The 22,410-nt window shown below is 58.5% G+C and carries 18 protein-coding genes and 1 pseudogene; 4 read left to right on the top strand and 15 right to left on the bottom strand.

What is annotated here, in order from left to right:
- From CXQ89_RS17580 to mdlC, 3 genes are all read right to left on the bottom strand, one after another.
- The coding region (locus CXQ89_RS17580; RefSeq protein WP_104162197.1) for an iron ABC transporter permease at nt 1–1,570 on the bottom strand (1,570 nt) is incomplete at its 3' end.
- Complete coding sequence (locus tag CXQ89_RS17575; protein ID WP_104056416.1) at nt 1,567–2,688, bottom strand: ABC transporter ATP-binding protein; 1,122 nt, start codon at nt 2,686–2,688, stop codon at nt 1,567–1,569. The genes CXQ89_RS17580 and CXQ89_RS17575, both read right to left, overlap by 4 nt.
- Before the next feature lie 92 nt (nt 2,689–2,780).
- On the bottom strand, nt 2,781–4,367 hold the full coding sequence (gene mdlC / locus CXQ89_RS17570) for a benzoylformate decarboxylase (RefSeq protein WP_104056414.1): 1,587 nt from the start codon (nt 4,365–4,367) through the stop codon (nt 2,781–2,783).
- A 111-nt stretch (nt 4,368–4,478) separates the two neighbouring features.
- On the opposite strand from mdlC, the gene CXQ89_RS17565 reads away from it, so the two are divergent.
- The 3 genes from CXQ89_RS17565 (at nt 4,479) to CXQ89_RS17555 (ending at nt 7,868) form a co-directional block, all read left to right on the top strand.
- Complete coding sequence (locus CXQ89_RS17565) at nt 4,479–5,390, top strand: LysR family transcriptional regulator (RefSeq protein WP_104056413.1); 912 nt, start codon at nt 4,479–4,481, stop codon at nt 5,388–5,390.
- Between the two features lie 92 nt (nt 5,391–5,482).
- Nucleotides 5,483–6,862, top strand: a complete 1,380-nt coding sequence (locus CXQ89_RS17560) for an MFS transporter (protein ID WP_104056411.1) — start codon at nt 5,483–5,485, stop codon at nt 6,860–6,862.
- A gap of 208 nt (nt 6,863–7,070) precedes the next feature.
- Nucleotides 7,071–7,868 (top strand): IclR family transcriptional regulator, encoded by a 798-nt coding sequence (locus CXQ89_RS17555; RefSeq protein WP_104056409.1) that lies wholly within the window; start codon nt 7,071–7,073, stop codon nt 7,866–7,868.
- Nucleotides 7,869–7,891: 23 nt separating this feature from the next.
- Here the strand turns inward: CXQ89_RS17555 and CXQ89_RS17550 are convergent, their stop codons facing one another.
- Genes CXQ89_RS17550 through CXQ89_RS17530 form a run of 5 tightly spaced genes read right to left on the bottom strand, consistent with a single transcriptional unit; the run spans nt 7,892 to nt 13,771 of the window.
- Nucleotides 7,892–8,710, bottom strand: coding sequence for an enoyl-CoA hydratase/isomerase family protein (locus CXQ89_RS17550; protein ID WP_104056407.1), 819 nt, complete (start codon nt 8,708–8,710; stop codon nt 7,892–7,894).
- On the bottom strand, nt 8,707–9,957 hold the full coding sequence (locus CXQ89_RS17545) for a CaiB/BaiF CoA-transferase family protein (RefSeq protein WP_104056405.1): 1,251 nt from the start codon (nt 9,955–9,957) through the stop codon (nt 8,707–8,709). The genes CXQ89_RS17550 and CXQ89_RS17545 overlap by 4 nt, the downstream gene beginning before the upstream one ends.
- Nucleotides 9,954–11,108, bottom strand: coding sequence for a citramalate synthase (locus CXQ89_RS17540; RefSeq protein WP_104056403.1), 1,155 nt, complete (start codon nt 11,106–11,108; stop codon nt 9,954–9,956). Before CXQ89_RS17540 ends, CXQ89_RS17545 begins: the two co-directional genes overlap by 4 nt.
- Nucleotides 11,108–12,577: an MmgE/PrpD family protein gene (locus CXQ89_RS17535; protein ID WP_219815640.1), complete on the bottom strand. Its 1,470-nt coding sequence runs from the start codon at nt 12,575–12,577 to the stop codon at nt 11,108–11,110. The genes CXQ89_RS17540 and CXQ89_RS17535 overlap by 1 nt, the downstream gene beginning before the upstream one ends.
- 12 nt (nt 12,578–12,589) lie before the next feature.
- Nucleotides 12,590–13,771, bottom strand: coding sequence for an acyl-CoA dehydrogenase family protein (locus CXQ89_RS17530; protein WP_104056401.1), 1,182 nt, complete (start codon nt 13,769–13,771; stop codon nt 12,590–12,592).
- A gap of 1,092 nt (nt 13,772–14,863) precedes the next feature.
- Here CXQ89_RS17530 and CXQ89_RS17525 point away from each other — a divergent pair.
- Nucleotides 14,864–15,841: a MarR family winged helix-turn-helix transcriptional regulator gene (locus CXQ89_RS17525; RefSeq protein WP_146067293.1), complete on the top strand. Its 978-nt coding sequence runs from the start codon at nt 14,864–14,866 to the stop codon at nt 15,839–15,841.
- Between the two features lie 431 nt (nt 15,842–16,272).
- On the opposite strand, the gene CXQ89_RS17520 is transcribed toward CXQ89_RS17525, so the two are convergent.
- From CXQ89_RS17520 to CXQ89_RS17490, 7 genes and pseudogenes are all read right to left on the bottom strand, one after another.
- Nucleotides 16,273–17,196 carry an ABC transporter ATP-binding protein gene (locus CXQ89_RS17520; protein ID WP_104056396.1) on the bottom strand — a complete coding sequence of 308 codons (924 nt, stop codon included), beginning with the start codon at nt 17,194–17,196 and terminating at the stop codon, nt 16,273–16,275.
- A complete protein-coding gene (locus CXQ89_RS17515; RefSeq protein WP_104056394.1) occupies nt 17,186–17,959 on the bottom strand; it encodes an ABC transporter permease in 774 nt (257 codons plus the stop codon). The genes CXQ89_RS17520 and CXQ89_RS17515 overlap by 11 nt, the downstream gene beginning before the upstream one ends.
- The gene (locus CXQ89_RS17510) at nt 17,956–18,612 is read right to left on the bottom strand and encodes an ABC transporter permease subunit (protein WP_308470507.1); all 657 of its coding nucleotides are present in this window, start codon (nt 18,610–18,612) and stop codon (nt 17,956–17,958) included. Before CXQ89_RS17510 ends, CXQ89_RS17515 begins: the two co-directional genes overlap by 4 nt.
- A gap of 191 nt (nt 18,613–18,803) precedes the next feature.
- Nucleotides 18,804–19,757: an ABC transporter substrate-binding protein gene (locus CXQ89_RS17505; RefSeq protein WP_258060207.1), complete on the bottom strand. Its 954-nt coding sequence runs from the start codon at nt 19,755–19,757 to the stop codon at nt 18,804–18,806.
- A 527-nt stretch (nt 19,758–20,284) separates the two neighbouring features.
- Nucleotides 20,285–20,599, bottom strand: a pseudogene (locus CXQ89_RS17500) (acetaldehyde dehydrogenase (acetylating)); the annotation flags it as partial.
- 30 nt (nt 20,600–20,629) lie between these two features.
- Nucleotides 20,630–21,328: a 2-keto-4-pentenoate hydratase gene (locus tag CXQ89_RS17495; protein ID WP_258060206.1), complete on the bottom strand. Its 699-nt coding sequence runs from the start codon at nt 21,326–21,328 to the stop codon at nt 20,630–20,632.
- Nucleotides 21,329–21,718: 390 nt separating this feature from the next.
- The coding region (locus tag CXQ89_RS17490; protein WP_146067292.1) for an ABC transporter substrate-binding protein at nt 21,719–22,410 on the bottom strand (692 nt) is incomplete at its 5' end.

Raw genomic sequence — 22,410 nt, 5'->3', positions numbered from 1 at the left:
AGAGCATCAGATACAGCAGTACCGTCGAGGTGATGCCGACCCTCATCAGCGGAACGGTCACCGAAAAGACAGCACGGGTGCGATTCGCTCCCAGCATCACCGCACTGTCTTCAAGGTCACGGTCTAGTTGCAGCATCGAGGAAGAAATACTCCGGTATCCCTGGGGCAAGAAGACTGCCATGCAGGCTATGCCCAGAATTGCCAGCGTGCCGTAAACCGGCAGCGGAAGAGTCAGCCACGTCCACAGAATGCCCATGCCGAGGACGATCGATGGTATCGCCAGGGGAACCATGGCGATCACTTCCATGAGTTGTCCAAACCTCGAGGTCGTTCGATACCTGACGTATGAAACGACAAAGCTCAGGACTGTGCCGGCGACGGCTGCGATAAGTGCAACGAGTACGCTATTGCGAAGCGACAGCTGAAAGTCAGCTGCACCCGCAATCTCTCCCAACCGGTCAAAAGACAGTGTCCCAACGAGCTGCGAGAGGGAAGACACATACGGTGAATCCTGCATCGCTGCTATCAGCAAGGCGAGGAGTGGGCCCAGAACCGAGACAGTGAAGTAAAGGAGGGCGAAGATCGTTGCCGGCCAGCGGAGTTTCCGGAGCGGAATCTGCCGGGGTTTGTTGCCCTTTCCGGTCATCGTGGTGAACTTGCGCTTGTTGACGATGCGCTGTTGCCATAGGGTCACGGCGAGCAACGCGATAGTCAGGAGCACGGCGACGCTGGCGGCCTTGTTGGCTTCCGGCGGCGAGGAGCTCATAAGCCGGTAGATGTATGTCGGCAGGGTGTTGATGCCAGCGGGGTTGCCGAGGACAGCGGCCACCGGGAAGTTTTCCATGGTCAGAGCGAATACCAGAATGCCCGACCCAATCAGGGAGGGCAGTGCCAACGGAAGAGTCACCGTGCGGAACATGGTCTTCAATGGGGCCCCGTGGACCGTCGAGGCTTCCTCTAGATCCGCGTTCATAAGGGACAGTGAGCTGTGTACCAGCAGGAAGACATACGGCGCATAAAATAACCCGAGGACGAAAATCAGACCTGCAAGGCTGTAGATATTGATCGTGACCGGTATGCCCAGGTCCCGCAGCAGGATGTTCACGAATCCTGCACTGGGTGAGGCCAGAAGCGACCAGGCCAAGGCCCCTACGAGTGCCGGAACAAACATGGGAGCCATACCGATGATGAAGATGAACCTGCGCCAAGGCGCATCAGTTCTGGAGCAGATGAAGGCCAGAGTCGCGCCAAATAAGAGCGCAAGAACGGATGATCCCAGCCCGATCACGAGGGAATTGAAGAGTGCGGAGAGCCCGTCCGGGGTGGTCAGGAGAGTGAGGTTTCCCAGCGTGAAGTCGCCTGTTTCCGGATTCCCGGGGCGAGGCACCGCGGTGGAGAAGGCGGCGATCACAACGAAGGCTACCGGGACGATTACTAGCATTGCCAGTATAAGGATGAGGACCAGCGCAGGAATCTCCCGTTTTAGACCCCAGAGTCCATAGGTGCGTTTCTTGGACACTGGGCTTGCTGCCGGCAGCGTCGTAACCGGGGGACGGGTCAGGAAGCTCATACGAGCACCGCTTCCGCGTCGAGTGTGGTTACGACCTCTGCGGGCAAGATCTGAACATTTGCTGGGGAGACGCGGGCATACACTATGTCACCGATGGCGTGGTGCCCGCTGCCCTTAGTCGGTACGAATACGTCAAGTTCGGAGCCATCGACAAGGCGTACCGCGTAGCGGATGCTGCTGCCCTGGAAACCGCTCACGCGAATGGTTCCTTCCCATTCGTTCTCGACTCCCTTGGGCTCGCTGCTCAGGATGAAATCCTCGGCACGAATGCACATCCTTACTTCGCCGGATGCAAGCGTCCGCTGCTGGCTCCGGACGATGGAATTAGTATTGGCAACTTGTGCGGTGACGGATCCATCGGCTGCTTTTTCCGCGGTACAGCCAAAGATATTCGAGACGCCCAGGAAATGAGCGATTTCTGCGCTGGCTGGGGCCCCGTACATTTCAGTCGGTCCGCCAATCTGCACAATGCGGCCCTTCTGCATCAGGGAGATACGGTCAGCAAGCGCGAAGGCTTCGGACTGGTCATGGGTCACATAGACCGTGGTCAGCCCGAGCTGCAGTTGGATTTCCCGCAGTTCCACCCGCAGCCGATCGCGCAGGCGCGCGTCCAGATTGGACAGCGGCTCATCAAGCATGAGGACACTGGGCCGCATCACAAGGCTGCGTGCCAATGCGACGCGTTGCATCTGCCCGCCGCTGAGCAGGCTGGCACCGCGATCGGCGAAAGTCTCCAGTCCGACCAACCTCAGGACGTCGGTCACCCGCTCCTTAATCTCCTTCTGGGAAAGTTTTTGCATCTTCAGGGCGTAGGCAACGTTCTGAAAGACGGTCATGTGGGGCCAGACTGCGTAGGATTGGAAAACCATTCCAACGTTGCGCTTGTTCGGTGGCAGATTAATTCCCTTCTCTGCATCGAAGACAACAGTGTCTCCGATCACTATTCGTCCCGAAGTTGGTTCCTCCAGACCGGCGATGCAGCGCATAGTGCTGGTCTTTCCGCACCCGGACTGCCCCAGAAGGACCACTGACTCACCGTCCCCGACCTCCAAATCCAGGTTTTCTATGGCGACAAAGTCCCCGTATTTCAGCTGAAGGTTTCGAATACTAACTTTCACGGAATTACCTCACTCGTATCATCATTGATTCGTTACGTGCGGTGCACTCTGGGCAAGGGTTGAGGTTCGTGCGCCTCCGGTGAGCGTATCGGTCAGCTCAAGACCGTGCGCACTTCGATGAGAGCGGGTCCTTCGCCCGCCATTGCCTTTTTCAGCGCTCTTTCAAAATCCTCGCAAGTTCCGACAGCTTCAGCCCTGACGCCGTAGCCTTCGGCGAGCTGGACGAAGTCGATTTCCGGAACATCAAGCCCTGGCGTCTCGCCCGTTCCGAGGACATCTGCGAACCATCGAAGTGCTCCATAGGTGCCGTTGTTGAGGATTAGGAAGATAACCGGCACAGTATATTGAGCCGCGGTCCACAGGCCGGTGATGCCAAAGTTGGCCGACCCATCACCAATAATGCCGAAGACCTGGCGGTCCTCCTTGGCCATTTGAACACCGACAGCGGCAGGAAGGCCGAAGCCCAATCCACCGGACGCCGGAGCGTAGAAGCTTCCCTGGTTCTGCAAGTCCATATAGCGCCAGAAGGATTCCGGGGTGGACGTTGACTCCGTGACGAAGACGGAGTCATCGGGTGCGGCACGGTTGAGGATGTTGAAGACCTCATCAGGGTGCAGCCGGTCTGGCACGTCTGCCATACGAGGTTCCGGAATCGGAACGAGGTTTACAGAGGTGTTGGAGGGTTGGGCCTCCACAGCCTCGAGGATCTGCGAGAGAATTGTTGCGATATCCCCCACGATGGCTTTGCCCATAGGAGCACGGGCCGCCTCACCCGAATCACAGGTGATGTGCCGCAACTGAGTCCCTTCGGGGAGGTAGTTGCCCGGCTCGTACTGGTGGTAGCGAAATACCGGCGCTCCGATAACAAGGACAAGGTCGTGAGCGTTGAACAGCGCGTTGATTCCCGCGATGGATGCAGGGAGGACACCGCGGAAGTTTCTGTGTCTCGTCGGGAAAGGGCAGCGGGCGGGAGAGGGGGCGATCCAAGCCGGTGCATTCAGCTTCTCCGAGAGTCTCACCGCATCGTTGTTAGCGTGGACCGAGTCCACGTCGGGCCCGAAAACGAGGACCGGGCTACGTGCTGCCTTGATCTCGGCCACTAGCCGGTCCAGTTGTTCTGCAGTCAGGGCTCCTCCCACTTCAGACGTGCGGGAAGCCAGATGGTGTGCGTTTTCAGGGGCTGCGTGGTCCCAGTCGTCATAGGGAATGGAGAGGTAGACAGGGCCTGGGGCAGGGAGTGTGGCCGTGTGAATTCCCTGACTGATAGCCCTGGGAACATCATCGGCGGTCAGTGGCTCCGTGCTCCACTTCACGAGGGGACGGGGCAGGCTCGGTGCATCCACGTTGGCCAGCATCACTTCCATGCCAACGGTCGCACGGACTTGCTGGCCGGCCGTGATCACCAGCGGCGAATGTGAATAGACAGCGTTCGTCAGCCCACCCATCGCATTGCCCGTACCGGCGGCAGCGTGCAGATTAACGAAGGTGGCGCTCCCTGATGCTTGTGCGTAGCCATCGGCCATTGAGATGACTGCACCTTCGTGCAGGCCCAGTACGTAACGGAAGTCGCTGGGAAAATCTTTCAGAAACGGAAGCTCGTTCGAGCCGGGGTTTCCGAAAATAGTTGTCATCCCTTGGCTACGTAAAAGCTCATACGTAGCTTCCCTGATCGTCTTCATCTAGGCCCTACCTAACGTTGTGTTCTATGTCACACCTAAGTTAGACGCACGATTTCTATAAACCCAATCAAATCTTGTGAGATTCACATAGATGTTGTCTATAGTGACTGCATGCCTAACTATGACATCGGCCTGGTGCGCACTTTTACCACGGTTTACGAAACCCGGAGCGTGACGCACGCGGCTGAACAGCTCTTTGTTAGCCAGCCTTCTGTGAGCTATGCACTTAAGCGGCTTCGGAAAATCTTCGGGAACGAACTCTTTATCCGGAGCGGTCAGGAGATGGTGCCCACCGCGGCCGCTGAGCGGATCTATCCCAGACTTCGCGGATCATTGGAAACCATTGACGAAATAATGCAGGGCGAGGAAAACTTCGCTGCCTCAACATCGAGTCGTACTTTCCGCCTCCAGATGACGGACATTGGCACTACGGTGCTGCTTCCGCCAATCATCCGCGCCGCGTCGGTTGCGGCCCCCAACGTCAGGATCGAAGTGGAGCAGCTGAAATTTTCGAGTGCACCAGACGATCTACTAGAAGGAAGAATTGACGCTTTCCTTTGCACACCTAAAATTGTGCACCCCGACATTCGGCGCGATGTTCTTTTCCGGCAGCACTATGTGGGTATTTGCGCGGCAAACCACCCGCGGATCGGGCCCAAGCCGACGCTCGTTGAGTTCCTGGCGGAGCGACACGTCAGTTTGACGGGCGAAACCGGACACCACATCGTGGATGACACCTTCGTGGAGCAGGGGCACTCTCGTGAGATTGTCCTGTCGGTGCCGAACTTTCTCGTCTTACCGCTGCTGCTCCAAGACACGGAGCTCATTTGCTTCGCCCCTCTCGTCATGGCCCAAGCCTTCGTGGCGGCCGGCAATGTGAGGACGTTCGAACTGCCAGTCCAGATCCCCATTACCGAAGTCTCGCTTTATAGCTACCGGCGGCCCCAACAGTCGCCTGCCGCAAATTGGTTTGAAAATTTAGTTCGTACAACCCTTCAAAAGCTAAATAAACTGCTGACATAGCCGGACGATACTGGTGACTCAGCCTTAATGCTAGCCTTTGTGTTAGTCCGTCAATAGTTTGTAGCCGCAGCAATCTTAAGTTCGGAGTCGGTATGCGCACGTCGCCGCCTCACCACAGTGGCATCCCAGTCTCCCTGCTCGCTCCGATCGCTTTAGCCACCTCCATCAACGGGTTGAACTCGTCCATGATTTCCGTCGGGCTCGTGAGTATTGAGCGCGACATAGGATCCGGCGCGAATATCACGCTCCTCGTGACGGCCTTCTATCTCACATGTGCAGTGGCCCAGCCCATTGCAGGTCGGCTCATAGACAAAGTCGGCCCGCGGAGCATCCTCCTTTTCGGCGTCACCTTGGTAGCCGTTGGATCCGGGCTTGTGTACCTCATCACAACGGTTGAAGCGCTTGTTGGGCTGAGGGTGGTTATAGGACTCGGGGCAGCAACCGGGTACCCGGCCGGGATGGCACTTCTCCGCCGCTGGGCCGAAGTCCGCGGCACCACGAACAGCGTCAGCGGCGTTAGGACCATGATCTTCTCCGCTCAGGGAACCGTTATGATAGCGCCGGCTATGGGTGGAATCCTCATTGAAGTATGGGACTGGCGGGCAATGTTTTTGATTAACTTACCTCTATGCGTGCTGACCGCTATTCTGATCCTGATCGGAGTCCCCGACCTCAAAGCATCCCGCCAAGGGACGGAGATAGAGGTACCGAAGGTAGACACTTTAGGGTTCCTGTTGTTTGCCGCTTCGCTGGCGCCCCTCCTGCTCGCGTTTACCGTATTCCGCGAAGGCTACTGGTGGGTATGTTTGGCGGTTGGGGTACTCAGCAGCATATTCTTCGTACGGCATCAGCTCCAGTCACCACATCCATTTATTGATTTCCGGCTTCTCGGCCGGGACCGCAATATTGGCGCCCCCATAGTCCGCCAGTTTGTTGTGATGTCGGTTCTTTATGCGGTTCTTTTCGGCTTTCCCACATGGCTGGAGGGCTCCCGCGGACTATCACCCGGCGATGTCGGGTTGATCATGCTGCCCCTGGCCGGGATGGGCATCGTCACCACAATGTTCGCCGGTTCAGCGATCTCCAAATGGGGCATCCGCGCGCCGATCCTTATCGGTGCCTTCCTGATGGTTGCAGCGACCGTCTCTCTCTTTATGCTGACCGCAGATTCTTCGCTCGCGATGGTTCTGGTTCTGGCCGTGCTGCTGGGTTCGCCAAATGGTTTCTTTATGCTTGGCAACCAGGTTGCCCTGTACCGGGCGTCTCCCACCGAGCATATTGGTGTAACCTCGGGATTGCTTCGCACTTCCCAGTTTGTCGGGGGCACCGTGGCAATGGTGCTGCTGAGTGCCACTTTCGACGGGAAATCAATGGACGTAGGCCTCCACAGCCTCGCGCTCGTACTCGGGAGCCTGAGCCTACTGATTTTCGTCGAAGCGTGCATTTCCAGGGGCCTGCGCCCAGGCACGTGAGTCGCCATTTTTCCAAAAAGAGGGACACCTTCCCCGGAGTATTCTGACGCGATGTCGAGGGTCTTGCCACATGGCCACCGTGCTGCTCCGGACAAAAAGAAGCTTGGTCGGTCTAAGGCGCTAGTATTTGCGGAACATGGACTATCGTCACTCCGGGCTAGGATATCCCGGGCTGCTGGTGGCAATCCATGGAGCCTTTGCAGTATGAATGCCGGCTAAACGCCGAGCAGCACAAGGAGGAGCCAGTTTCTTGAACGAGGATTCAAGCCCTAAGCGAACGGTGTTGGGGCGCGCCTTTGATATACTTGACTGTTTCGCCGGCGGTGCGGAAATGGGTGTGGCCGGAATTAGCGACCGTACGGGACTGCCGCCGGCGACTGTCCACCGTATGTTGGCCGCCTTGGTTGCCTGGGGCGGCATCGACCGGCTAGGGCACGGAACCTACCGGCTGGGCGCACGGATTTGGCGTTTGGGGATCGGCGCATCCCAGGTTCGCGCCCTGCGCGAAATGGCCCAGCCATACTTGGTGGATCTTCACATGGCCACACGTGGCACTGTGTACCTCGGTGTTCAGGACGGGCGAGATGCTGTTTTTTCGGACCGGATTACTAGGGTCAAACCAACGGCAGAATCGTCGTGGGCGACCCGTCGGGTTGCACTGGAACTCACGGGTGGCGGCCGAGTGCTCTTGGCCCATAGCAAGTCAGCCTGGGATGACCTTTGCACCAGGGCTGAGGATGACCCGAAAATCGCCGACGAGATTCCCCGGCTCCGCACCGAACTCGCTGAGATCCGCCACGGCGGTGTTGCCATCTCATTTAATGACGGCCTCCCCGGCCGCACGTCAGTGGCTGCACCTGTCTTCGGGCACGGCGGACTCATTTCGGCAAGCATCACCGTGGCGTTTCCTGAGTCCAGAATCCCCCAACCCCAAACCATTCTCCCCCGCGTGGTTTCGACGGCGAAGGCTGTAAGTGCCGATCTGGCCCGGGCGGGATTCGGGTAGCTCCCGGCCCGCCCGGAGGCCGGTCACCGGTTGGTCCAGACGGGATCCCGCTTTTCCAGAAAGGCGCGCACTCCCTCCACCCGGTCCTCACTCAGGTAAGGGTTCGGACCGACGTTGAGCCTGAGCGCCGAGGGAAGCGGAACACCCCAGCTCTTGGTGGCCATCTCCTTGTACCGTCGCAGTGTGACGGGCGAATTCACCAGGATCTCATCCACGTACCGCTGAACCTCGGCATCGAAGTTGGCCCGCGGGACCACCCGATTGATTAGCCCCAGTTCTTTGGCCTCTTCGACGGGAATCGTGCGGGCAGTATAGAGGAGATCCATCGCAAGGGCCCGTGGGATCAGGCGCGGTAAGAGGACTGAACCGAGATTTGCACCCATTCCCCGCCTCGCTTCGGTCAGGCCGATTGTTGCACCCTCGACGGCGATTCGGACATCAGATGAGAGGACGATTTCACAACCCCCTGCAATGGCATGTCCGTTCACTGCGGCAATCACGGGCTTGTACGTTTCCATCATCACTTCGAACAGATTCCGGTACAGCCCGGTCATCGGAACTTCAATCTGCTTTCCGCTGCGCGCAATGTCGTCCATTTCCTTTAAATCACCGCCAGCACAGAATGCTTTATCCCCCGTACCGGTAATCACAACACCCCACACAGCGGTATCTTCACCGGCCCGAAGGAAAGCCTGCGTGAGCTGGCGGACCGTGCTTACGGCCATCGCGTTGCTGCGCTCAGGTCGGTTGAGCGTGATCCAGGCGGCCTTTCCCCGCAGCTCATAGAGGACTTCGTCCTCCTGCGTCGAAATGACCGGCTGGACCTCTTCTGTGACATTCATATGCTTACCTCCTCTGTAATAATGGCAGCCTTGCCGGCTTCGACGACGCCGCTCGCCAGGAGCGCTTCAATCTGCCCGCTGTCCATGCCAAGCGATGCAAGGACCGATTCCGTGTTCTGTCCCAATTCGGGCGGCGCCTTGGTAATGACTGGGTATTGTCCGTCGAAAGTCATGGGCAAATTAACAAGTTTCAGGTTGGCGATCGCGTGCTCAGGAGCAGCCTGGATCTGGCCCAAAGCCTGCACCTGCTCATCGACCAGTACCTTGTCAACGGTGTTCACCGGCGAGTGGGGGACGTTTGCCTGCGTTAGGCGGTCCACCACTTCGGCAGACGTGAAATTGCTGGTCCTCGCTGACAGGGTGGCAACCACGGTCTCGCGGTTTCTGACCCGATTACCATTGCTTCCAAACCCGGGCAGGTCGTCAAGGTCTACGCACTCCAGCGCTGAGATCAGTCTCCTCCATGCGTCATCATTGCCTGCGGATATAAACACATGCCCGTCCCTCGTGGGGAAGGCACCGTAAGGGACTACCCCGCCAAAGCCGGAGCCGAGGCGCCGCGGCGGCGGATCGCCTGCAGCGCAGGCCATGAGCGGAGGTGTCAGCCAGGTCAAAGCGGTCTGGAGAAGCGAGAGCTCAACGTGTGAGCCCTTACCAGTCACGTCGCGTCGGCGCAGAGCTTCAAAGACGGACAGCGCCGTCCACATCCCGGTCCCCATATCCAAAACGGAAACTGGTACCCTGGCCGGTGCCCCGTCGTCGTCGCCCGTGATGCTGACGATGCCGCTGTATGCCTGAAGGAGCGGATCGTAGGCGGGCTGCTGGGACCGTGGTCCTGTTCGGCCGTATCCGGACATTTCGCAGTAGATTAGCCGCGGGTTCAATTCGAGAAGCCGCTCCGCGCTGAATCCTGCCTGCGCGAAGGACCCGGGCCGAAGGTTCTGGATGAGTACGTCTGCTCCGGCGATGAGCCGCTCCAGTACTTCGCGGCCCTGCTGCGTCTTATAGTCGATGACAACCGACTGCTTGTTTCGGTTCAGGGCCAGAAAAGCAACGGAGTACCCTTCCCATTCAGGTGGGGCCCAGTTCCGGCTGTCGTCGCCTGTGCCGGTCCGTTCAACTTTGATGACGTCAGCACCAAAGTCTCCCAAGACCTGCGCCGCGTAGGGCGCCGCGACACTGGTGCCGATCTCGATGACCCGAATGCCTGCGAGGGACCCCGTGCTGTTTAGGTTGTCAGAGTTCACGAACCTGCTCCTTGCGTTGGTGCGACAGCCAGATCAAAGTGCGTTGCTTCATATTCATCACGTGCTGCCGACGAAACCGTCTGCTTCCAAGGGGCGAGAGACCCCTCGTAGGTCGAGGGCCCTAAGCGGAAATGTTGTGCTTCGGCAGGGGTCTCGATAAACGGCATGTCCATTGGGTAGACATCGCCGCCGGTTGGCCGGGGGCCGGCCTTCGAGACGTGCCCCCATAGTTCGTGGCCCACAACTTCTTCAGCCAAAACGACAGCCTCAATCAGTTTCTTGAGGTCAACACCGGTCTCTATACCCTCGCTTTCAAGGAAGTGAACAAAGTCTTCAGTGGGGATCATCCGCGTCAGTCTGCCATTTCCGCAGTAGGGGCACCCACCGAGGCCGCCGATCGCGGTGTCGACAATAAGCTCGTAGCCCTCATCAAGTTCTGACATCGCCGTGTAGGCGGAGATGGGTGCCATCCCGCGCGCGTTATGCAGATGCAGATGGAAGGTGGTGATGTCCGGCCATGTCTGCTTGATTGTTCGGATCTGCGCCCGCATGGCTTTGGGAGTGTTCCAGCTCATGGGGTCGCCTATATGGACCCGGGTAACAGGAACACCGGCGTTGGCCCAGGCATCATGCTGGAGCTGAAGGAACTCCATCCTCCTATCCTCGGAGAATTCACCAAGCCAATTGGAACCCCACGCAGCGTTGACGCTGATCTGGGCTTCCTTGGCTCCACGGAGAACCGCTTGGGATACTATGCCGGGAATCGCCGCGATCTCATCAGCCGTGGTGCGTGCGGTATTCCGTTGAACGAAAACATCACAGAGGTGGATACGGGTCTCACCGATCATGTGATCAGGTCCCGTGATTTTGGGTGCGTACGCCTGACTTCTTTCGACACCCTGCGCGTTCAGGGCGAGGGCGCTGTAGGTGACTCCCTGCACCGGGTTGAAACCTTGAACAACTTCGTCTATGTGAGCCATCTGGGGGACCCACTTAGGGCTTACGAAGGACCCGACGACAATATTCTTGAGCCCGGTTGCGGAGAGAGCATCCAGCAAGCGGATCTTGTCCGTCACGGGGATATCTGCGCTTTCAATCTGCATGCCTTCGCGCATGCCCTCTTCGACGATTGTTATCTTGGGGTCGCTCATTATGATTCCTCCACTTTTCTGGGGTTCTCAGTTCCGGTCTTTTGTAGTGCCTTCGAGAATCCCGCAATGCTGCGCCCTTGGGGAAGCACAGACAGCTCCTCGAATATCCGATCGGAGTGAACGGCGCTGACTCCTGCGGCGGCGCAGCAATCACCGAACTTGTTCCGGAGACCGGCCTGGCTGAGTGGGTTGCGAGCATCGCCTTTGGTGAGGTCAACCCGCCTTCCGAGCCAGGCCTCCCCTCCGGTCCTCACCTGCACCGCGGCATAAGGCTCACGCGTGACCAGATCGCCCATGGGCGGCACCGGGCTCTCAACCACTTCGACGATTGCCATCAGCTCGCGCACCTCGCGGTCGGCGAAGGCATCGTCGGTAAAGTCCTGCAGTGTCACTGCGCCGCGTTCAATGGCCACGGCCACCGCGTATTCCAAACTGAACTTCGCTTGGTTGCCGTTCTGCGGCGCATACGGCAGAAGTGGTTCCATTCCCCGAGGGTGTACCGTGACGCGGATTGAATCGGGGGTCCTGCCTGCGAGTTCATCCCGGAGTTCCAAAACGGCATCAATAGCGCGATGGGTACCATAACAGGCCGGGTACCTCTTGATTCCCCAATCCTTCGGCCAGGACTCCATCCAGTACTCCAGTCGTTCTACAAGAGTCTCTGTAAGACCGCCGATGGGCGCCAAATCAGGGTCACCCATCCGTTCCAAGAATCCTGTAGGGGCTTCCAATTCTCCGGGGTTGGAGGTGAAGCCTGCATCGGCGAGCTGGAGCGCGATCACCGCGTCCCGGGCTGCGACCCCGGCGTGAAATGGCTTTGTCATGGACCCGAAATTAGGCCGGCTGCCTGCTGCCAGCGAAGAAACTATACCTAGGGCATTACGGGCCTGCTCCAACGGAGTGCCGCAGAGCCGTGCAAGGGCAGCCACTGCCGCAAGTCGCCCCACCGTGGACGTTGTATGCCAGCCACGGGCGTAGTGGACATGTCCCGGCAAAAGCTCGGTGACAGCACGGAAGGTTGCAGCCCCGACGTCGTAGGCCTGAACCAGTTTGGCGCCGTCGATGCCGCGGTCTTCCGCGACGGCGAGGAGCGCCGGGAACAGCACTGTACTCGGGTGCATTGGCATCGTGGGAGAGATATCGTCGTAGTCCAGCATGTGTCCGGATGTTCCGTTAACCATGGCCGCCATCGAGGCGGTAGCCTTTCGGCCTGTCGTCCAGACTGTAGCTTTGCCGCCCCCGCCCTCCGCGGCGGCCCAAGCGTTCACAATTTGGGTTCCTTCAGCGGGCGCCGCGGCGATTGCCACCGCTACGGTGTCGATTAGTGCGTTGGTTACTTGCTCCACATGGTCGGTACTCGAGACCAGTTTTCCCGTAGCAAAGCGCGCCAGTGCCTCGGTGGCTCCTATGTCCCCCCCGATGCTAGCGGATACCGTTTCCACGGTTCTGACAGGTAATTGTTTCACCACGTTGTCCGTCTCCTAGAAAGACTTAGGGAGCCCGAGCGTGCCATGGGCGATGCCGGCCAAGACAATGTTGTTGCTAATCGGGGCTGTCGACGGCAGGCGTGCTTCGCGGAAGTGACGCTCGATGCCATACTCCTCTGCGGCCGCATAACCGCCGAAAGTATCGAAGGCAGCGTTTGCCGCCTGCCATAGTGCCTGGGAAGCCAGCAGTTTGGCGCCATTGACTTCAAAGCGGGGGTTGTCGCCGGCATCGTACATTTCAGCCGCACGCCACCGCATTAGAGACGCAGCCTGAAGGTTCGCATACGCCTGTGCCAAAGGGAACTGCACGCCCTGGTTCATTCCAATTTTACGGCCGAAGACCTCACGCTCATTGGCGTAGTTAACTGCGCGGTTAAGAAGGTAAAACCCTGCGCCTATGTACTCCGATGTGACGATGATCCGCTCGGAGTTCATGCCGGAAAGGATCACCTTGAAGCCCTTGCCCTCCTCACCAATACGGTTCTCGACCGGTACACGGAGGTTTTCGATAGCGAGCTCATTGGTCTCGTGATTGACCATGGTCTTGATGGGGGTGGCGCGGATGGTTCCATCTTCTATGGCCTTGCGGAGGTCCACCAGGAGCACGGTGAATCCGTCGGTCTTCTTCACGACGTCCTCAAACTTCTCGTTTCTGGTCAGGAGGAGGAGGAGGTCGGAGTGCTGAACGCGGGAAATAAAAATTTTTGCACCGTTGACAACGTATTCGTCGCCTTCACGTTTGGCTGAGGTCCGGATGCGGGTGGTATCCGAGCCTGCATCTGGTTCAGTCACACCAAAGGACTGGAGGCGCAACTCGCCGGAAGCGATCTTGGGCAGAAACCTTAGTTTCTGCTCTTCTGTTCCATGTCGCAGTAGCGTCCCCATGGTGTACATGCCGGCCCGGGCGGCCCCGGCATGGCAGCCATTGCGCTCGAGCTGCTCCAGCACTACGGCGGCGTCCCGGATCGAAGCTCCGCCCCCTCCGTACTCCTCCGGAATGAGCATGTTCATCCATCCGGCCTCGTAGAGCGCGTCCACAAACTCTTCCGGGTAAGCGCGGGCGATGTCCTTTTCAAGCCAGTACGTGTTGTCGAACGGATTGCAAAGATCATCAATGGCCTCACGGATAGCCAATTGTTCTTGGGTGAGTCCGAAAGCCGATGATTCCACAGTCATGGTGAAGCCTTTCTCAGAGATGATTCGCAGTGCTAGGAACACCCAACCCGATGGGGATGTGGCTGCACAGTGGAAATATCACGTAATGGAATTCGTGTCTTACTTACTGCCCCGCCCCGTGAGGGCCGCAAGAGGACGCAGGAACAGAGGGCGAGCCAGCAGCGAGGCTCCGATTATGACCAGGAGGGATGCTGCGAAAAACCATTACCCGACGTTTTGCCGAGTTCATGTGGTTCAGGTTCCGAAGTTCGCCCGTGGTAAAAATCAGCATGACGTGGGAAATAATGAACAGGACAAAGTGGAGCATCACCCGGAAGTGAACAGTCCGTTGATCATCGCTGGGGTGCGGCCAAAAAAACCGTGGCGAAATAGCCAATTGCAGCAAGCTGTTGCAGTTCACCCAGCCGTTCTCATGGGGCCATTCAGGGGACGCATATTGTAGGGCGGCTGACACCGCGTTCGGGAACACTCCCCAACTCGTAGGTACAATCCTCCTCCATTGCCCGGTGCTGAAAAGAAGAATCACAAAGATGACTCCGTTGAACTGCCATGCCACAGCACATCCACGGACAGATGGAACCAGAGCTATAGATTGATCTTCTGGGGCTTGTTTCGCGTTTTGACGAGGCCTTGGTTCCATGTCCAGAACGCCTTCGGCCGGGTGGTGGTTCATACTGGGGAATGTCGACGGCGGATCCCAAGGCTGCCGTCTGAGGATCGGCAAGCCGCTTGCCAACGGCATCGGACTCGGCCACGAGACATAAACGGCGCCAAGGTTGCCGAGTTCGGTGTACAAAACGTCACCGGCGCCCGATCTAACGGCAACTACTGCAATGGGGGCGCCCAGCTTGGAAGCTGCACCAAGCAGACCTGCGGCGGATTTGTGAATGTCATCCGTCATGGAGGTTCAACGAAAGTCAATATTGCGGTCATGTCGTTCTCCTACCTGCTGTCGCCTGTGGCGGCCAGGAACTCCGCGAGCTTCACGCCGGCGTCGCCCTGGTCAATGATCTTTACCCCGGCGGCCAGGGCCGGACCCGGGCCGCCGTGGAGATGCAAACAACTGAAGCCATCGGAAGGTAGTGTGATGAGGTGAAGGTGATTCGAGATACCCATGAAGGCTCAGTCCTGCCGGATCACGCCTCATCAGGAAGGATCCGGGCGGATCGAAAAGCAGGAGCCCTTCCCGTCGTTGGCACTTGGAGTGCACCCGGGCACCTGATCCGGCGGGCGCAGCGCGTTCATACCGCCACATGGAATAGCGTTTTCGGCTCGGAAGTGACTGGCCCGCAATACGCCACACTGGTGGCCATAGCTATGTGGCCGGAGTCAGACCAGCAAACTGCCGGCGAGCTGGCAGGTCTCGACAAAGCGACGATGGCAGGCGTGATCAAACGGCTCGAGGCTCGCGGGTTCATTCGGCGTAGGCAGGCGGAGGATGATCGTCGTCGTCAGATGATTTCGATTGCTCCCGCTGCGGAGAAACGAATGGATGATTTCGCAGCACGGGCTGTCTGTGTCCATGACGCCCTTGCTGCCAAGCTGCCAGCGGGAACGGAGTCAGAAACCATATCGCTTCTGAGGAAGATTGCCTCTATTAACGAGCGATCCTTCGGCGCGGCAAACCTGCCCAAAGCTTTCGCCGTAGTTGAACCATCAACGGCTCTCGGATACCTACTGCGTCGCGCTCTTCAAATCCACGTTTCCCTTTGGAATGAAGAATTTCATGGCGAGATCACGAGCCCACAGTATGCCGTGCTGTCAGCTGTGGCAGCGGCGGACTCTGCAGATCAACTGAAGATCGCAGAGCTGGCGGGCTTAGATACGTCGTCCGCAGCAGACGTCATGGGCAGAATGGAGAAAGATGGCTGGTTACGCCGTGAGACCAACCCGACAGACCGCCGCCGACTCCAGGTCGCTCTGACGCAACCTGCGCGAATGGCCGTTCTCTGGGCCTCCCCTGGGGTGGAGCGGGTGCAACTCGAACTCCTTAGTGCACTGACCGACCAAGAGAAGACCCGCCTGGTGGAGTTGCTTCAGCACCTGATCCGCGGTTCGGACCCGCAGTAGGACGGACACCTCACGCGCTGGGCAATCTCAAGCTGGGGATCTGGTGGCCGCCGATCGAACTCGGCTCCGTCGATTTCAAAAATATCTGCCAGGTGAGAAGGGTAGTTTGGTCACCACAATCGAGACACCGGCAATTTATCACCACCATCAGCAGGTTGTGACTCAGTGACACCTTCTCGGCCACCGCCAGAAGCAAGGCTTGCCGGTGAGCTGCTGGCCATGTGGCGACATCCACATCGCCGTCCTAGACACAAGGCTGAAGCTCGCCGCCGGTATTCCCAGCAACCGCGAATATCACCACGCCATTCCTTCGTCCTCCCCTATGCGTAACCCGTCATATTCTGGGAACCTGCAGCCCGTGCCGAACGGCAGACAGCCGAGGCCCTCCCTCGAAGGGCGCAGAGCAGCAGAGGTGGTTAAATCCTGCTCTCCTACGTCCCGGTGGCGGGTGCGGCTGGCGGGGCGATGGCAGGACTGTTGCCGCTTTTCGCCTTCCGGATCTGTTCGTAGACATGGTGCCGAAGCTCAGTGAATCGAGGCAGGGCTCTGGTCTCAAGCTGGTCGCGTACGACCGGGAGGTCGATCATCAGATCCTCCTGCACCACAGTTGGCGAAGAGGAAAGGATGATGACACGCTCCCCCAAGTAAACAGACTCGTCAATATCGTGGGTGACGAATAAAATGGTGACGCCCAGCCGTTTCCAGACATCCCGAATAAGATCCTCGAGGTCGGCCCGCGTTTGCGCGTCCACGGCAGCGAACGGCTCATCCATGAGGAGCACTTCTGGCTGGTAGGCGATCGCCCGAGCGATCGCCACGCGCTGCTGCATGCCGCCGGAGAGCTGCCACGGGTAGGACTTCGGCACATGCGCAAGACCCACAGCCTCCAACGCCTCGGCGACCAGCCGCTGACGCTCCTTCTTAGGAACTCTCGAGTTCTTCAGCGGTAGCTCGACGTTGGCATCGACCCGCAACCATGGAAACAAAGATCGTCCGTACTCTTGGAATACCACTGCCATCTTCTTCGGTGGCCCCGTGACCTTGGAACCGTCAAGCCGAACTTCCCCCTCAGTGCTTGCCAACAGTCCGGCGATGCATTTGAGAAGAGTTGTCTTTCCCGAACCGGAGGGCCCGACCAGACAGACGAGTTCACCACGGCCCAGGTCGAAGGTAAGGTCACGGACAGCTTCGACGTCGCCGGCATCGGTCTTGTAGACCTTATTCAGGCCGCGGACGCTGAGCAACGCTTCGCCCTCCGGAATCGTCCGGCCTCTAGAGGCAGTAATCGTTTCCCCGGTAACTGGGGCGATTCTGTTTCCCGCTTCCGCCCCGTCGTTCAAAGTTTCAAACTGCATTTTCTACCTCTTTTAGTCCGTAGTACCAGCGCAGGAGTGTGCGCTGAACTCGCTGGAAGATGAAAGATATTGCGACCCCGATGAAGCCGAGAATGAAGATTCCTGACCACATCTCGGGTACCGCGAAGGAGCGCTGGAATTGCACGATGGTGAACCCGAGCCCAGATGACGAGGCGAACATCTCGGAGATCACCATGAGGATGAGCCCTATCGAGATGCACTGGCGAACACCTGCCATAATTGCGGGTGCCGCTGACGGCAGGATCTGGTAGCGAATACGGCTCACCCCGACGATCCCGTATGAGCGAGTTGTCTCGTTCTGTACCGGGTCTATCGAGCGAACACCCTCGATGGTGTTGAGCACAACAGGCCAAATGCAGCCAGAGATAATGACGGCGATCTTCATGCCGTCATTGATGCCGATGACGAGCATGAGAACTGGTACCAACACAGGAGGCGGCAAAGCGCGGAAAAGTTCGAAGACCGGCTCCGTCAGGGACCGCAGGGTTCTGTTCAGGCCGACTACCAGCCCAAGCACCACGCCCAGGACAATCGCCGAAAGCACACCTACCGTAAGACGGCTCAGCGAGGGGAGCACATCGGTGAGGATGCGTTCTGCCAGCCATACGTTGACTAACGTATCGACAAGTACCTGTGGAGCCGGCACAAAGAAATTTGGTTTGCCGGAGGTGGCGACCCACCAGACCAGCACGAGGACTACGGGCAGTGCCACTGCTGCACCAGCACTCTTGATGAAGTTCATGACGTAATCTCTCCCCTGACGGACGGATGCCACGATAAAAGGTGACTCTCGACGACTCGCATCGTGGCATTAATCGCGATGCCAAGGAGTCCGGTTGTGAGGATGAGCGCATACATGTGGGTGACCGCGGCACCGGTCTGGGCCAGTGCGATCTCGCGTCCGAGGCCAGGAGCGCTGATCACGAGTTCGGCGGTGATGGCGAGGATAAGGGCGACTGAGGCAGCGAGGCGGATTCCGGTCACAAGGTATGGAAGTACTGTGGGGAAGACAACGTTGCGCACCTGTTGCCACCGTGAAAAGCCATAGGATTTTGCCGTGCTCATGGCAACGTTATCGACGTCAGTGACTCCGTAGAGCACCTGGATGAGTACCTGCCAGAAGCATGCGTAAACAATGAGTAGCAACGACGATTCGATCCTGACTCCGAACAAGAGTACCGCCAACGGAATGAGTGCCACCGATGGGATCGGACGGAGAAACTCGATTGTGGTGTGCGTCATCTTGCGGAGGAAGGAGGATACGCCGATAAACAGCCCCGCGGTCGCGCCAAGTATGACCGCGAGTGTTAGGCCCAGGACCCACGCCAGCATCGTGTCGCCGACGGCGACCCAATAATTTCGAAGCCCGAAGCTGCGCACGAGATCAACCAGCACTCCCGAAACGGGGGGAAGGTACTTCTCGTTTACCAGTCCGAGCCGAGGTGCTAGTTCCCACACCGCCGCGAAACAAAGCAAGCCGATGATGCCAAAGGCAAACCGAACGGCTCTCGGATTACGTCCTGTCGTCCCGGCCCAAATGGCGGTGGAAGCCCGGACAGAAGGTCGAAGCTGTGACGTTACGGACATTACGGAAGCAACTGCTCTAGGTCAGGGAGCTCCTCGATGGTGCCGTACTTAAGCGCCGCCATTCCGAGGATCTCAGCGGACTCACGACTAAATTCTGCCTTAAACCGTGGCAGGACGATCTCGGCGGCAAGTGTGGCTTCGATCTGCGTGTAAGTCGGAATAATTTGGCGAACCTTATCAGGGTTCGCCTGCGAAAACTCGAGCGACTTCGCCATGGCCCGGGCAAATTTGTCCACCAGTTCCGGCTTGTTCTTCACAGTGTCCCCGCTGGTGAAATAACCGGAGACATCCATCTCAGGATGCACGGCGACGTAGTTCCAGTCGAGTGCCCGGCCGCCGGACTGCAGTGCTTTTGTGAGGAATGGCTCCACGACAAGCGCAGCGTCTATCTGCTTGTTCTCCAAGGCGACCATCGCTTCCTGGACTGGGACCTCGACAAAATCGAGAGAGGCGCCATCTCCCCCGGCCGCATCGACGGCGTGACGGATGGTCGTATCGCCGATGTTGGACAGCAGGTTGGACGAGACTTTAAGCCCATCGAGTTGGGCGGGGGAAGTGAGGGGTGAGTCTTCCAACACCACGATCGCTGCGATGTCGGCACCCGCCACTCCTGTGCTGGTTGCCCCATTGGTGACGAACTGCAAATCCAGTCCCTGTCCTTTAGCCACGAACATGCTGATGATGTTCGAGAACGCGAAATCGTAAGTGCCGCTGACGACCCCTGGGACAGATACAGCCCCGCCCGTGACACTCTCGATTTTGACATTGAGGCCTTCGTCTTTGAAGAATCCTTCCGCTACCCCGAGGTGAAGAGCAGCAGTATCGGCGATGGGGATAGCCGCCACGGAAACGTCTGTCAATCCTCCAGGGCTTTCGGCCGTGGCCCCGTCGCCACACGCCGCGAGCGTGCTTGCCGCCAACACCGCCATGGAAATGAGCTTGAGTACCTTCACTTGTGTCTCCTGATCTGCATTTGCCGGTGGGAGCGGGTCTCCCGCCGGCACGAATTACGTGGTCCAAATTCGCCCGAGAAAAGGGGAATCGTGTTCCGGGGTGAGCCGTGAGGAGACCTGAGCTCGTGGGCAGAAAGGTCCTGAGCCTCGAGGACCTAGTGCAGGACTGTCAGCTCCTCATGAAACGAATCGCATCCTGCTTATCGTCCTGACCTCATGTTTCGCATGGTCAGAAACAAAAACCATATGGACGCTTACCGATATGCGGAAGCAAAGCTCAGTTATTACAACGTATACAAACGAAAGGATAGATGGCGTTAATGCAGCTGGTCAAGGGAGTAGAGGGGGGAAATTTATGGTGTACATACTAAATGTGTGTGGAGAATGCTGTTTACGAGCTTCGGCAAAGATTGCCGAGCTGTCTGTCGCTCCGGCATTTATGACTATGTCCGATGGATGCCGAATGAGTCCCGCCACGGACGACCTCAGCCGCTAGCGGATCCTGGCTCGTCGGTCAGCGAATCCAGGTTTACCACCGGGGCCAGGTACGGCCCGACGGCGGCCGGGGTCAGGTCGATGGCGCGGATGCCGGCTGCCTCGTACTTCGGGGCGTTGGCTTCGTGGGCCTTTGCGGATGTGCACTCGAACACGAAGTCTGGCAGTTCATCCTGGGCCAGAAGCCAGTCCACGCCCTCGGCGGAGGTGGTCAGTCCCAGGCGGGCGGCGCGGGTCAGGCCGTCGGAAGCCGGATCCACCCCGATCATGTACTTGACCTCTACGTTTTTGCTGCGGCGCATGATCTTGAACATGAGGTCGGTGCCGATATTGCCGGGGCCGACGATGGCGGCTGTTTTTTAGCCATGGCGGTATCCCTAGTCCGTGAAGTGAATAGTCAGTGAGCCCATCGGGCCGAAGTCAGCCATCACTGTGGTGTCAGCGACAACGGGCATCGCCACGGTGAAGGAGCCCGGGAGAATCAGCTGACCGGCTTCCAACGCCACCCCCTGTTCGCCCAGGATGTCGGCCAACCAGACGAGTGGTGCAAGCGGGTGCCCCATCACATCCGCTCCCGTCCCGGTGCCCGTGATTTGCCCATTGATCACCAGCGAACAGGTGACTTCCAAGAGAGCCGCGGGGTCGGCAGGGTCTAGTGTCAGGGGGTGTGCGCTGACGGCGACGGCTCCGCAGGAGGCGTTATCAGCGATCGTGTCAACGAGTTTGATGTCCCAGTCCGCTATGCGGGAGTCGATGATCTCGATTGCCGGGTACACGGCTCCGATGGCGGCGCGGGCCTGTTCCAGGGTGACGCCGGGGCCCTGTAGTGACTCTTTTAGTACAAAACCGAGTTCCGGTTCCACCTTGGGCTGGATGAACCCAGAGGCCGGAATCCGAGCCTCGTCGTGGTGGACCATGTCCTCGAAGAAGAAACCAAAGTCGGGGGAATCCACGCCAAGCTGTCGTTGCATGGCCAAGGACGTCAGCCCCACCTTGCGGCCTGCCAGTACCCGCCCCGTAGCAAGGTGATGCCTAAGCTGCGCCGTCTGAACCTCGTATGCGTCCTGGACGGTCATGTTCTCCATCCGGTCCCGCAAGGGGGCCACCGGAACCCGTGTGTGGTACGCGGCCAACAACTCATGAGCGGCGGCGTTGAGGCTGACATCGCTAGCCTTTACTGACCCACTTTGCATCTGGATCTCCATTCCTTGTTGCTGTAATCCTCAAAAAATTTGGGTGTGACAAAAACCGGGGATTTGGCTTTCGAGAAAGTAGTTGACTATTGCTGCCTAGCCCGGACAACGCCAACAGTGTCATTGGCATGCGCTTGCCGGTATTCGCTCAAGCCGTGCCGAACAGAATTTCCACACTTTCAAGCAAACTCATAACGGACGGGACTGCCCGTCAGCCGCCTCCCCCAAACGCACCTGCCTCCCGGCGGATAACAACACGGGGACTACAACGGATCAGTACGCAAAGACCGTTTTCCATTTGGTGGCATCGGCGTCACCATGCTTGGCGTCTTCGACCGACATGCGCCACACTTTGCCTGAATCAACCGCGGGCAGTTTGACGCCGACGGCAGTGGGCGGTGCAATCTCAGGGTTCACGGCGTAGTCGCCCAGGTCCGCGAAGATCTGTTGCCCTCGCTTGGACATGTTGTAGTTCATGAAGATGTCCGCGGCTTCCGGGTTGGACCCCTTAGCGGTCGCACCAAGGTAGTAATCGAAGCTGATGAGTCCCTCTTCCGGGACAACGAAGCTCAGTGGGGCGTTCTCCGTTTTGACGGCTATGTTGACGGTAGCCGATCCGACGGTTCCGACGGCGATTTCACCGCGGGCCAGCGCAGTCTGCTGTGGGCCTGAACCTTCATAGATTACGGGTTTCAGCGCTGCATATTTACTCATGTAATCTTCACCGAGTTCCGTCTCCATAAAGCGGTTCAAGGCAGCTACACCGCCGCCGGAATTGCCCTGGACGACACCGATCTTGCCAGCCCATTTGGGGTCGACAAAGTCTGCCCAGCTCTTCGGTGCGTCTTCGTCCTTCACCAGCTGGGAGTTGTACCCGAACGTATATACGGCATTGTGGGTTCGAGTGAAATCGCCGGAGTTGATGACGACCTCCTCGAACGTTTCTGAGCCTGGAACCGTATAGG

The sequence above is a fragment of the Arthrobacter sp. ZGTC212 genome (assembly GCF_002929255.1).
GTDB lineage: Bacteria > Actinomycetota > Actinomycetes > Actinomycetales > Micrococcaceae > Arthrobacter_B > Arthrobacter_B sunyaminii.
The sequence above is the reverse complement of the archived record's forward strand: the minus strand, read 5'-3'. Positions and strand labels throughout refer to the sequence as shown.